The 11,510-nt window shown below is 72.2% G+C and carries 13 protein-coding genes and 1 pseudogene; 6 read left to right on the top strand and 8 right to left on the bottom strand.

The genetic code is table 11. The features are described from left to right. The 4 genes from ASE87_RS10590 to ASE87_RS10575 form a co-directional block, all read right to left on the bottom strand. The coding region (locus tag ASE87_RS10590; protein WP_157489902.1) for a biotin/lipoyl-binding protein at positions 1-250 on the bottom strand (250 nt) is incomplete at its 3' end. Then, positions 247-2,322, bottom strand: a complete 2,076-nt coding sequence (locus ASE87_RS10585) for a glycosyltransferase (RefSeq protein WP_052505412.1) — start codon at positions 2,320-2,322, stop codon at positions 247-249. The genes ASE87_RS10590 and ASE87_RS10585, both read right to left, overlap by 4 nt. Before the next feature lie 492 nt (positions 2,323-2,814). After that, complete coding sequence (locus ASE87_RS10580) at positions 2,815-3,705, bottom strand: hypothetical protein (RefSeq protein WP_043596787.1); 891 nt, start codon at positions 3,703-3,705, stop codon at positions 2,815-2,817. Positions 3,706-3,730: 25 nt separating this feature from the next. Further along, entirely contained in the window at positions 3,731-4,372 is a 642-nt protein-coding gene (locus ASE87_RS10575) for a hypothetical protein (protein WP_056228363.1), read from the bottom strand. Positions 4,373-4,550: 178 nt separating this feature from the next. Here ASE87_RS10575 and ASE87_RS10570 point away from each other — a divergent pair, with 178 nt between their 5' ends. Continuing rightward, positions 4,551-4,994, top strand: coding sequence for a hypothetical protein (locus ASE87_RS10570; RefSeq protein WP_043596785.1), 444 nt, complete (start codon positions 4,551-4,553; stop codon positions 4,992-4,994). Between the two features lie 28 nt (positions 4,995-5,022). Here ASE87_RS10570 and ASE87_RS10565 read toward each other — a convergent pair whose 3' ends face one another. Further along, complete coding sequence (locus ASE87_RS10565; RefSeq protein WP_056228362.1) at positions 5,023-6,063, bottom strand: glycosyl hydrolase family 18 protein; 1,041 nt, start codon at positions 6,061-6,063, stop codon at positions 5,023-5,025. Positions 6,064-6,162: 99 nt separating this feature from the next. Between ASE87_RS10565 and ASE87_RS10560 the strand changes: the two genes are divergently transcribed. After that, entirely contained in the window at positions 6,163-6,492 is a 330-nt protein-coding gene (locus ASE87_RS10560; RefSeq protein WP_043596783.1) for a DUF3140 domain-containing protein, read from the top strand. Positions 6,493-6,508: 16 nt separating this feature from the next. Next, positions 6,509-7,183, top strand: coding sequence for an SDR family oxidoreductase (locus tag ASE87_RS10555; RefSeq protein ID WP_056228359.1), 675 nt, complete (start codon positions 6,509-6,511; stop codon positions 7,181-7,183). Positions 7,184-7,388: 205 nt separating this feature from the next. Here ASE87_RS10555 and ASE87_RS10550 read toward each other — a convergent pair whose 3' ends face one another. Beyond that, positions 7,389-7,733, bottom strand: coding sequence for a hypothetical protein (locus tag ASE87_RS10550; protein WP_056228356.1), 345 nt, complete (start codon positions 7,731-7,733; stop codon positions 7,389-7,391). A gap of 251 nt (positions 7,734-7,984) precedes the next feature. Further along, positions 7,985-8,197, bottom strand: coding sequence for a hypothetical protein (locus ASE87_RS10545; protein WP_043596779.1), 213 nt, complete (start codon positions 8,195-8,197; stop codon positions 7,985-7,987). A gap of 98 nt (positions 8,198-8,295) precedes the next feature. Here ASE87_RS10545 and ASE87_RS10540 point away from each other — a divergent pair, with 98 nt between their 5' ends. Then, positions 8,296-9,744, top strand: a complete 1,449-nt coding sequence (locus ASE87_RS10540) for a glucose-6-phosphate dehydrogenase (RefSeq protein WP_082452555.1) — start codon at positions 8,296-8,298, stop codon at positions 9,742-9,744. A gap of 166 nt (positions 9,745-9,910) precedes the next feature. On the opposite strand, the gene ASE87_RS10535 is transcribed toward ASE87_RS10540, so the two are convergent. Further along, a complete protein-coding gene (locus tag ASE87_RS10535; RefSeq protein ID WP_056228353.1) occupies positions 9,911-10,741 on the bottom strand; it encodes a transglutaminase family protein in 831 nt (276 codons plus the stop codon). 113 nt (positions 10,742-10,854) lie between these two features. Here ASE87_RS10535 and ASE87_RS10530 point away from each other — a divergent pair, with 113 nt between their 5' ends. Continuing rightward, complete coding sequence (locus ASE87_RS10530; RefSeq protein ID WP_043596776.1) at positions 10,855-11,151, top strand: hypothetical protein; 297 nt, start codon at positions 10,855-10,857, stop codon at positions 11,149-11,151. Positions 11,152-11,213: 62 nt separating this feature from the next. Further along, positions 11,214-11,510, top strand: a pseudogene (locus ASE87_RS16370) (DUF3494 domain-containing protein); the annotation flags it as partial.

The raw sequence follows: 11,510 nt of genomic DNA, 5'->3' as shown, positions 1-11,510 counted from the left end.
CCTTCTGCAGCGAGGGGCTCTGCAGCGAGAAGAGCACGTCGCCCTTCTTGACCCGGTCGCCGACCTCGGCGTCGGTCGAGGTGACCGTGCCGCTGTAGTCGGTGCCGACGGAGAAGTCCTGGCTCGCGATGGCGGCGCTGGTGCTGATGACCTGGGCCTGCCGCTGCGTGAAGACGACGGTGAAGACGGCCACGAGGGCGAGCACCACCAGGATGCCGACGGTCATCTTGATCCTGTTGCCCCAGGTCATGAGACCACCTTCTCTCGGTCGTTCGTGTCGTGTCGGTCGGGTCCGGTCACCGGTCCCGCGTGCGGTGTGTGCGATGCCTCGTCGCCGTGCTGCGCCTCGTGGGCGTGCTGGTCGTCTGCCACGGCGAGTCGGGCCTCGAGCAGGTGACGGCGCTCGTCGTCGCGCCGACGCTGCTCGAGGCGCTGCTCGGCCGACAGCTCGAGGAACTCGTCGTGGCTGCGGGGCAGCGGGCGGGCGACCTGGGTGCGGAGGGTCTGCACGGCCACGGGGCCGGTGGTGACGGGACCGGCGACGGTGGTGCGGGCACTCGAGCCCGAGCGGGCCGCCCGCTTGATCGCCCCGGCCTCACGCAGGGCCGCCAGCAGGAACGCCGAGAGCACGGCGGTGTTGATCAGGTTCCAGACCGTGGCGAGCGTGAGCACCCGGTTGTCCCAGTCGCGCCAGATCGCCACGAGGGACGTGAGCGACAGGAAGAGCCAGAACAGCACCTGGGGGACGAGCACGTTGAACGGACTCGACGCCTTGCCTCCGCCGGTCACGTGCCAGGCGGTGTCCTTGCCGCTCAGCACGTTCCACAACGCCTTGACGTAGATCGGGAACGACACCGACGCGAGCATCAGCACCTCCCAGCGGAACGACCCGAGGGTGAAGAACGCCAGCGCGATCTGCAGCAGGTAGAAGCCAGAGTAGAAGAGCAGCCACTGCAGCACCGAGATGTGCAGGTTCATCGGCCGCAGGTCGAAGAAGATCTCCATCGGCGGCACCATGATCAGCAGCAACGGGGCGATGCCCGTCAGGTAGTGGGTCGCCGTCAGCGTGTACTGGAAGCGCTGGTCCATCGTCAGGGTGCGACGGGGGCTCAGCGGGTTGTGCCGGAAGAGGATCTCGAAGCCACCGGTCGCCCAGCGCAGCTGCTGCTTGCTGTAGGCCTCGATGGTCTCCGGAGCGTCGCCGATCGCCAGCGTCATCGGGATGTAGATCGACCGCCACCCGGCCTCGTGCAGGAACAGGCTCGTCCAGACGTCCTCGGACTTCGAGTCGGTGTCGATGCCGCCGACCTCGTCGATCGCCGCGCGGCGGAAGATGACGTTGGTGCCGACGCAGAACGCGGCGTTGAACCGGTTGCGGCCGGGCTGGATGTACCGGTAGAAGACGGCCTGCATGTAGCCGGCGCCGCGGCTGACGATGCTCACGAGGTTGCCGTACGACTGCGGGGTCTGGACGAAGGCGACCTTCTCGTCGATGAAGAACGGCACGGTCTCGTGCAGGAACATCGGCTTGGGCACGAAGTCCGCGTCGAAGATGGCGAAGTAGTCGCCCTTGGCCACCGACAAGGCGTGGTTGACGTTGCCCGCCTTGGCGCCGTTGCTGGTCAACCGGCGGATGTAGCGGGCACCGAGCGTCGCGGCGAGGTCCTTGACCTCGTCGCTTCGACCGTCGTCCAGCACCCAGGTGCGGTGCGCACCCTGCATCGCGACGGCGGCCTGGACGGTCATCGCGATCTTCGAGAGCTCCTCGCCGTAGACGGTCACGAAGACGTCGACGACGACGGTCTTCCCGTCGACGACGATCGGCCACAGGTGCGGCTGGTCGCGGACGCCGAGCCGGTCGATGGCGTCCTCGTCGTAGAGCGTGTCCTGCGTCGAGTGGAAGTCGAAGTCGCGGGGGTTCTGGCCCCCCGAGAGGATCGTCCACATCGCGAGCAGCGCCTGCAGGACCAGGACGGCCTCGGCGATGATGACGGCGACGTAGGGCAGCAGGTCGCCCCGGTTCGCGGGGTTCAGCAGGAACTGCCCGTACAGCAGGATGCCCATGGTGCAGGCGAGCACGAGCAGCACCATGAAGGGCGAGTGGGCACGCCCCTCGGTGCGCGAGACGACCGACGCGTGGTGGTCGCTCGTGATCCGCGTCGAGGGGCGTGCACGCGACCCCCGCACCTCGTCGGTCTGTGCCTGGCGCCTCAGTTCGCTCCGCGAGCGAGGTGCCAGGTCGAGGGTGGGGCCGGTGTCGGGTGCGGCGGTGTCGGGTCGGTTTTCGGCGTCGCTGTCGCGGACGCGCATGGTTCGGGACATGCGTGTTCTCTCCGGGTTCGGGTCTGAGAGACGACCGGACGCCGACGGCGGTGGGGAACCGCCGTCGGACGTCCGGAGGGGCGTCGGCGACAGCGGCGACTCGAGGTGACGCGCCGGGGTGGGCGGCGGTCGGGTGGGAGCCGGGGCTCCCGTTTCGGGTCCGTCGACTGCGAACGGTTCGGGCCGTTCGATCGACGGGCTCGTCTCCGGTGTGGGCCTTTCGGGGGACCGTTCCGGGGACGTGTCGAAACAGTACAGGGTCGTTCGAGCAGCTCCGCGACACCCGTTCGGGGGGTACGCCCCCTCGAACGGGTCACAGCCCGCGTGGACAGCGGGGAGGTGACACCCGTCGCGGCCCGAGGGTCACCCGTCTCACCCGTCCGGGGGGCACGCCGACGGGCGGGTGGGGGCGACCACGGCGAGCGGGCCGAGGAGGCGCGGGGGGCGTCCTCGAGGACGGTCTCGGCCGGGCGTGTCGCCGGCCCGGACGCGTCAGACGGTGAGGTCGGCCAGCCAGCCGGCCAGGAACTCGGCCCCGGCCTCGTCGTGGATGGCGCCCGTCGAGCTCGTCAGCACCGGGTACGGCGTCGTCGGCACGCCGTCGGCCGGGCGGACGTCGACGTGGGCGACCGCGTGACCCTGCGCGTGCAGCCAGTCGGCCATGGCGTAGTCGCTGCGCGAGTCGCCGACCGTGCGCCAGGCGAGCGGGGGCTCGCCGTCGGCGGCCAGCAGCTCGAGCGCGCGCTCGGCCCCCAGGTCCTTGCCGAGCCGCACCGACTCGATGTCGGTCGAGATGATCGTCGGGTCGACGCGCCACTGCACGGCGCCGGACGCGTCGGGCCGCACGTCGTCGAGTCGGCGCACGCCGAACCCGCGGCGGACCAGCGCCTGCATCGCCTTCTCGTCGAGGTCGCGTTGCCGGCCCAGGTAGGTCGACGACTCGACGCTCGTGAGCTGCTCGATCGAGACCATCGCGTGCTTGGTCGTGTCGTAGAAGACCAGGTCGGCGAACTCGTCCGCCACCAGCGCCTGCATCTCGGCACCGAAGTCGGCGGGCATGGCGAGCGACGAGTCGACCTCGATCGGACCGATGCCGTCGGCACCGTGCTCGGGGCCGATCGTGAACCACACGGCGCCCTTCTCGCAGACGCCGTGCACGCGCGACCCCTCGGGCAGGCCGGCCGCGAGCAACGGGCGGACGACCTCGTCGCGGATGAACGCGTCCGAACGCCCGGTGTTGAAGACGATCGGCACGCCGAGGGCGGCGAGCGCCACGAGGTCGCGGGTGATCTCGGGCAGCGCGATGCTGCGGGTCACGGGGCTGGCGATCGGGCCGTCGACGTCGAGGAGCAGGCCGAGGCGGGGTGCGGTGGAGGAGGTCACGCGACCATCCTCGCAGCAGGGCCCGCTACGGGGCGGTCGGCAGGGAGGGCATCGTCTGCACGAATTCGGCGAAGGCCACGATGAACACCGTGAACGCGACCACGATCGTGACCAGGTACACGGCGATGTAGAGCCACAGCGGCGCGAGCCCGCCACCGGTGCGGCGCTTCACGACGACCGAGCGACCGATGATGTAGACGACCGTGAGGAACGCCCACGGCCACGGGAACGGCTTCACGATGCCCCGGCTCGCCAACGCCCGGTGGTCGAGCCAGGCGAGGACGACCGTGAGGGCGTAGACGAGCAGGCCGATGCCCATGTAGGCGAGGTAGCCCGGCGTGAAGGGCGACTGGTAGACGCCCGGGGTGATCGTGGCGGTGCGCTCCAGGTAGTCGCCGACGTCCCAGAAGGCGAGCCCGATCAGTTGCACCAGCGGCAGCAGGACGAGCACCCAGATGAACGGGGTCGAGGTGCCGACACCGGGGTTGGTGCCCTTGAGCGGGTCGGTGTACCCGCCGGGACCGGGGTAGGGCTGCTGCGGGTGCTGTGGCTGCTGGCCGGGCTGCTGGGGCTGCTGCGGGTGCTGGCCCTGGTACGGCGCCGAGTGCTGAGGGTTCTGGGGCTGCTGGGGGTTCTGCCAGGGCTGCTGGCCGGGGGCGTCGCTCACGGTGTCTCCGTCGTCGTCGTGGGTGGGCAGTTCGGGTCGTCGTCGCGCGTCGGGTCGCTCTCCGGCAGCGTAGTGCGACGGCTCGACTCGGAGCCCGCTCCGGTTTCCGCCTGGGGACGGACCTGTGAGGGCAGCTCGGGTGGGAGGATGGTGGGAACCCCTCGACAGGAGAACACCCGTGGCGTCGCTCCCCCTTTCCGTCATCACCGCGCTCGAGGCCTTCGCCGCGCCCGATCGCAAGCAGTCCGTGCACGACCTCGCCGTCGACCCGGCCGGCCCCGAGGAGCAGGCCCTCGCCGACCTGACCGGCTCGGTCGAGTGGGTCGACATGGCCGTCGCCCACCCGCTCGGTCCCGACCGCAGCGACCCCGAGGGCATGCGCCGACTGCTGCAGGCGATGGGCGCCGAGGGTCGCTGCGCCGTCCTGTCGGCCTCGGGCTCCGAGGACGACCGCGACCTCGGTGGCGCGCTCGACGGCGTGCTGCACCAAGAAGGCGGCGCGCTCGTCGTCTGCCGTCCGGGTCCGCTCGCGCTGCTGATCACCGGTCGCGGAGAACACTGGCTGCTGAGCGACCGGGACATCCCCCAGCTGACCGGCCCGATCGGCGTCGTCACGCCGTAGGGGCAGCCCTCTCTCGCGCTGATCGGCGTCAGCCGCGGCGGATCGGGTCGCCCGTCGTCAGCTGCCAGATCGCGACGCCGTGCAGCCCCTTCGACTCGGCCAGGTCGGCGCGCGCCGTGATCGAGCGGCCGTCGGACCACCAGAGGGTCGAGCCGTCGCCGGGCGACGCCGTGTACTCGGCCTGCTCGGCGTCCCACGAACCGGTGGACTGCGCACCAGTACGGGCCTCGGCGACCGACACCGCGCCTCCTGCGGTGCCCTCGCCGGTCCAGCGGTAGCCGTACCCCGCCACGCCGAGGTCGAGGCGGTCGGCCGGGACGAGCTCGAGAGCGGCGTCGAGCACCTGGCCGACCCAGGGCAGGCCGCCGACGGGCCCGGGTTCGCTGAAGCCGGTGCCGTGCTGGTCGTAGGCCATGAGCACGAACCGGTCGACGGAGTCGGACAGGGCGGCGAGGTCGTAACCGAGGTCCGCGTACCCCGCTTCGTCGGTGTCGGGCTGCACGGCCATCGAGATCGTGGCGTCGTCGGGCAGGGCGTCGCGCAGCTCGGCGGCGAAGTCGACCAGCCCCGGGGCGTCCGCGGCCGAGAGCGACTCGAAGTCGATCTGGACGCCGTCCCAGCCTCCGTTGACGACCTCTCCGGTGAGGCCCGACACGACGAACTCGCGGTTGGCCCGGCTCGACAACAGCTGTGTCGCGAGCTCGCCGCTGAATCCGTCCTGGCCGGCGTTGACGACCAGCAGCTCGGCCTTCTTGCCCGCCGACTGGGCGGCCTCGCGCAGGGAGTTGGCGGACTCGTCGCTCGGGGCGACACCGGCCCCGCCGGCCGTGATCGCGACGCCCGAGACGCCGACCGTGTCGATCGCCGCCTCGCTGCGGTCGAACGCCTCGGCGGCTGCCGTCGCGGCGTCCGGTGAGGCGATGGCGTACCCCTCGACGGCGAGCCCGGCCGGGATCTTCGCCTGCGGTGCGACCGTCGGGTTGTTCCCGTCGGCCGAGCACGAGGTCAGCGTCACCGCCAGGGAGGCGGCGAGCAGCAGGGCGGCGGTGCCGGTGGTCAGGGTGCGCACCGTGCCATCATCGCCGATCCGGCGGTGCGGTGCGGTGCGGGGCGGTGCGGTGCAGTGCAGGGCGGTGCAGGGCGGTGCAGGGCGTGCTTGGCTCGTCGCATGGCAGACGACGATCGACGGCAGACCTGGGACGAGTTCCACGACGACGTGAACATGACGGCCTCGACGCTGCGCGAGTGGCTCGACACCGACGAGTCGCGCGAGGTGGGGCAGAAGGACGGCGGCGAGTCCGTCGGGCACGAGAGCGGCCGGCACATCGTGCGCATCCTCGAGAAGAAGAAGGCCGACCTGACCGACGCCGACTGGAAGCACATGGAGAAGGTCCACGGCTACGTCGCGCGCCACTCGAAGCAGCGCCCCTCGGGCGACGTCACCGACACGAAGTGGCGCTGGTCCCTGATGAACTGGGGGCACGACCCGCTGGCCTGACCGGCAGACTGGGGCGATGAAGACCGCACTCGTCACCGGGGGCTCGCGGGGCATCGGCCTCGCCGTCGTCCGCGACCTCGCCCGCACCCACCACGTGATCGTCCACGGCCGCGACGAGGAGGCGCTGCGGGCGATCACCGCCGACCTCCCATCCGCGACGGCGTGGGCCGCCGACCTCTCGGGCCCGACCGTCACGGTGCCGCCGCTCGACGGGCTCGACGTGTTGGTCCACGCGGCCGGCGTGATCGGCGGCCGAGCCGTCGCCGACACCGAGCGCGACGACTGGCGGCGCGTGTTCGAGGTCAACGTGTTCGCCGTGGCCGAGGTGACGCGTCAGCTGCTGCCGGCCCTGCGGGCGGCTCAGGGGACGGTCGTCTCGATCAACAGCGGCTCGGGCTTCACGGCCGGGCCGAACGGCAGCACCTACGCCGCGAGCAAGTTCGCGCTGCGGGCGCTCACCGACTCCCTCCGCGAGGAGGAACGTCCGCACGGCGTCCGGGTCAGCTCGGTGCACCCGGGCCGCGTCGACACCGACATGCAGCACGAGCTGGTCACGGCCGAGGGCGGCACGTACGACCCGTCGCTCTACCTCGAGCCGCAGTCCGTCGCCGACGCCGTACGCCTCGTCGTCGACCTGCCGCACGGAGCCACCGCCGAGGTCGTCTCGGTGCGCCCCACCCGCCGGGCCTGACCTGCCGGGCGCGACCTACGAGGGATCTCCTCAGCCGTCGCGCCGCCGTGCCGCCGTGCCGAACCCGACCTCGGCAGCCGCTGTCGAGCCCGATCTGCGTGCCGAACCCGACCTCGAGTGGCCTGACGAGCCACCCCGCCACGAGATGTCGGCGTGTCGTCGCGTCGTGGTCGCGAATTGCACGCCGGTGGAGGCGCGGGTCGGGTCAGGAGGCGCGGCTCGGGGCCTCGGCCGCGCCCGGCTCGGCGGGGGCGAGCCGGGCGACCCGGCGGTTGTGCCATGCGATCTGTCCGCACTGGGCGGCGGCCACGGCCAGGAACACGACGACGGTGGAGAAGCCGAGGTCGGTGGTCTCGCGGATGCCGAAGACTCCGAGCAGCGTCACCCCCGTGCCGAACCCCCGCGCCCACCGGATGCCCGGAGGGGTGTGCGGGGACTGTCGCCACCACGGGAAGCGGTGGTCGCCGGCGGCCGCGAGTTCTCGCGCCGTCGCGTTCGTCGTGAGGGCGGCCCCGAAGACGAGCACCACGAGCCACAGCAGCAACCACATGCTGACGAGGCTAGGGCAGGGTGTCCTCCCGCCCCTCCCCCGCGAAGGTGATGCAGCCCGCGCCTCCCCGGACCGATGCCGCACCGCCGGGCGGGCATCGCACCGCCGGACGGGCATCGCACCGCCGGACGGATGTCGCACCGCCGATCGGGCATCGCACCACCCATTTCGGCGGTGCGATGCCCACTAGGCGGTGCGACGTCCATCCCGTGGTGCGGAGGGTCGGCGGGGCGACCCACCAGGCCGGAGGGTCAGCTGTAGTCGTGGCCCGAGACGCCGAGGGAGCGGTAGACGTACTCGCCGCCTTCGCTGGCGTCGTCGTCGAGCTCCCACATGAGGTCCTCGCCGTCGGAGGCTCCGGGGCGGGTGACGCTCTTCTGCGGCAGGCCGTCGATGAGGGTGAGTTCTTCGGTGGTGGTCTCGTCGTGGCCGACGAAGCGGGCGGTGTAGGTCTGGTCGCTCATGGCGTGGACGCTACGCCGGGTGCTCCGAGGCGGTCCGTGGCACCCCCGTCCCGGGCGCACCCGGGCGCACCCGGGCGCGGCCCACTACCGTGCACGACATGAGCGCGAAGAAGGCCCCCGAACCGGCCACCCTGTTGATCCTGGGGGCGAGCGGGGATCTCGCCGCGCGCCTCCTGATGCCCGGCCTCGGCGGGCTGCTGGCGCTGGAGCCGACGCGCCGCGTGCAGCTGATCGGTGCCGGCGTCGAGGAGTACACCGACGCCGAGTGGAAGGCGCGTGTGAAGACGTCGTTCGACAGCGTCCACGCGAGCGGCCCCGCCGTCGACGCGTTGCTCGAGTCGACCACGTACGTCACGGCCGACGTGACCGGGGTCGACGGCCTCCGCAGCCTCGTCGAGGCCTGTGACGCCCCTCCGTCGATCTACTTCGCCCTGCCGCCCGCCATCACCGAGAAGGCCTGTGCCGCCCTGCGGAAGGTCGACCTGCCCGAGGGCACCTCGCTCGCCCTCGAGAAGCCGTTCGGCACCGACCTCGCCAGCGCGAAGAAGCTGAACCAGCAGGTCCTGCGACTCGTGCACGAGGACCAGGTGCACCGCGTCGACCACTTCCTGGGCCGCTCGACCGTGCTCAACCTGCTCGGCCTGCGCTTCGCGAACCGCCTGATCGAGCCCATGCTCAACAACCAGCACGTCGAGAGCATCGAGATCGTCTACGACGAAGAGCTCGGCCTCGAGAACCGCGCGCGCTACTACGACCACGCCGGCGCCATGGTCGACATGATCCAGAGCCACCTGCTGCAGGTCATGGCCGTGCTGACGATGAACGCTCCCGCGACGCTCGGCCCGGCCGACCTGCGCGACGAGAAGGAGTTGGTGCTGCGCGCCACCCACGTCTGGGACGACGACGCCGTCGCCAACACCCGTCGCGCCCGCTACGGCAAGGGCGAGGTCGACGGACGCACCCTGCCCGCCTACGTCGACGAGGACGGCGTCGACCCGTCGCTCGAGACCGAGACGCTGGCCGAGGTCGTCGTCGAGGTGGCGAACTGGCGCTGGGCCGGCGTGCCGATCCTGCTGCGGTCGGGCAAGGCCCTGGCCTCGCGTCGCCGCGAGATCGTCATCACGTTCCGCCCGCCGACCCACGTGCCCGAGGAGTTCGTCGGCGGCGGCACCCCCGACCGCCTGCGCATCGCGATCTCGCCCGACGAGATGTCGCTCGAACTGAACGTCAACGGGCCGGGCGACTCGTACGACCTGTCCCGCGCCTCCTTGCACGCCGACTTCGGTGCCGCCGACCTGACGGCCTACGGCGAGGTGCTCGAGGGAATCCTCGACGACGACCCGACGCTGTCGGTGCGCGGCGACTCGGCGGAAGAGGGGTGGCGCATCGTCGCCCCCGTCGTCAAGGCCTGGACGACCGGCGAGGTCGCGATCGACGAGTACCCGGCGGGGTCGGCCGGGCCGGAGTCCTGGCCCGCGGGCGTGCACCAGAACGAGCCCGCCGTCCGCGCGCGCGAGGGCGCCAAGCTGGCGCACCGCGAGGACTGAGCCGGGCCGCCCCGCCGCCCCGCTGCCCCGCCACGAAATGAACAATCCGCCACGCAATCGTGTGGCGGATTGTTTAATTCGTGGCGGGGTAGGGCTGGCCCAGGGCCGGCAGGGCCGGCGCGAGCGCAGGAGGCGCGGTGCCGGCGGGCGGTCAGCCGGCGGGCGTTCAGCCGAGGCTGACGAAGGTGCTCACGTCGTCGCGCGGCAGGACGTCGGCGACGGCCCCGACCTGCATCCCCGCGACCGTGACGCGGCCCCCGTGGCTCGAGAGGAACGCCGTGTCGGAGGCGTCCCGACCGGTCGCGATGCGCAGCAACGTCTGCCGAGGGGCCAGCCCGGTGGCGTCGACCACGTGCCAGGCACCGTCGACGAAGGCCTCGGCCACGGCGTGGAAGTCCATCGGCGACAGGCCCGGGGCGTAGACGCTGACCAGCCGCGCGGGCACGTCGAGCCCGCGCAACAGGGCGATCACGAGGTGGGCGTAGTCACGGCAGACGCCCTGCCGGTCGAGCAGGGTCTGCACGGCACCGTCGGTGGGGGCGCTGGCCCCGGGCACGTAGGCGAGGTGCGAGCCGACCCACGTCGCGACCGCGGCCAGCAGCTCGCGCCCCTCGAGCCCGCCGAACTCGGCGCGGGCGGTGGGGCCGAGCGTGTCGGACTCGCAGTAGCGGCTCGGGCGGCGGTATCGCACGAGGTCCAGCTCGTCGACGGCGGGTTCGTCGAGGCGTCCGTCGACGACCACCCGGTAGTCCACGGTGACCCGGCCGGCACCGACGTCGCACAGGTGGAGGAGGGTGCCGTGGTGGTCGTGCAGCTCGCGGACCTCGACGGGCGCGCCGTGCTGGATGACGGCCAGCGCCTCCTCGGTGATGCGGGCGGTGTCGGCCGCCGCTCCTGTGCCGGTCGCGGCGTAGGCGCGGGAGGCGGCGATCGACAGGACGAACTCGGCGGGGCCGTCGACGTCGAACTCGAGCCGGGCGGACGCGGTGCGCTTCATGACGAGAGGGTGGCACGGTCGTGAGTCGGGCGTGTTTCGGGGTGTGCCGTGAAGGCGCTGCGACCCTGCTGGGACCGTCGCTCGATGTCGGTGGTGCCGGGTTGGATGAGCCCATGCCCTCGTACCGCGTCACGCTCACCGTCGGCACCCTGAGACCCGGGGTGCGGCCCGACTCCGTGCTGCCCGCGGCCGCCGCGAGCGCCGCGGGGTTGACCACGGTCGAGGCGAGCGACGTCACGCTGGTGCGAGGCGAGCCCCGCCTGGTGGTTCGCTACGAGTGCGCCGCCGACGAGCCCGCGCACCGCATCGGGGCCGTCGTCGAGGCCACCGTGGGCGAATTGGCCGACGTCGTGCAGGGCCGGGTGACGCGTCGCGACGGTGGGGCCTGGACGCTGGTGGGCGCGGTCTGAGCCGGGTGACGTCGGGCTCCCGGTCCGCGCTGCACGGAAGCCGCCGCGCGTAGGCTCCCGACATGGGGACGACACCGACGCGAACGCTGCTGACGACGACCGCTCGCGTGGGGGCCGCCGTGACGACGGCGGTGCTCACCCTCGGGGTGCTGACGGCCTGCGGGGGTGACGACGACGACCCCGCGGTGACGGTCAGCCCGAGCGTGAGCCCGTCGTCGACGCCCGAGAGCCCGACGCCGGCACCCGCGCCTCCCACCGACGGCACCTCGACGCCGACGCCGAGCCCGACCAGCCCCAGCCCGCGCCCCACCCCGGTCACCACCGACAAACCGACCGACCGGCAGACGATCCCGCCGCAG

The sequence above is a fragment of the Frigoribacterium sp. Leaf44 genome, assembly GCF_001421865.1.
GTDB lineage: Bacteria > Actinomycetota > Actinomycetes > Actinomycetales > Microbacteriaceae > Frigoribacterium.
The sequence above is the reverse complement of the archived record's forward strand: the minus strand, read 5'-3'. Positions and strand labels throughout refer to the sequence as shown.

Bases quoted from the DNA above. Each gene is read 5' to 3' on its own strand.
- ASE87_RS10540 (WP_082452555.1), top strand. From the start codon at position 8,296: ATGAGCGCGAAGAAGGCCCCCGAACCGGCCACCCTGTTGATCCTGGGG.
- ASE87_RS10555 (WP_056228359.1), top strand. From the start codon at position 6,509: ATGAAGACCGCACTCGTCACCGGGGGCTCGCGGGGCATCGGCCTCGCC.
- ASE87_RS10560 (WP_043596783.1), top strand. From the start codon at position 6,163: ATGGCAGACGACGATCGACGGCAGACCTGGGACGAGTTCCACGACGAC.
- ASE87_RS10550 (WP_056228356.1), bottom strand. From the start codon at position 7,733: ATGTGGTTGCTGCTGTGGCTCGTGGTGCTCGTCTTCGGGGCCGCCCTC.
- ASE87_RS10585 (WP_052505412.1), bottom strand. From the start codon at position 2,322: ATGTCCCGAACCATGCGCGTCCGCGACAGCGACGCCGAAAACCGACCC.
- ASE87_RS10530 (WP_043596776.1), top strand. From the start codon at position 10,855: ATGCCCTCGTACCGCGTCACGCTCACCGTCGGCACCCTGAGACCCGGG.
- ASE87_RS10545 (WP_043596779.1), bottom strand. From the start codon at position 8,197: ATGAGCGACCAGACCTACACCGCCCGCTTCGTCGGCCACGACGAGACC.
- ASE87_RS10535 (WP_056228353.1), bottom strand. From the start codon at position 10,741: ATGAAGCGCACCGCGTCCGCCCGGCTCGAGTTCGACGTCGACGGCCCC.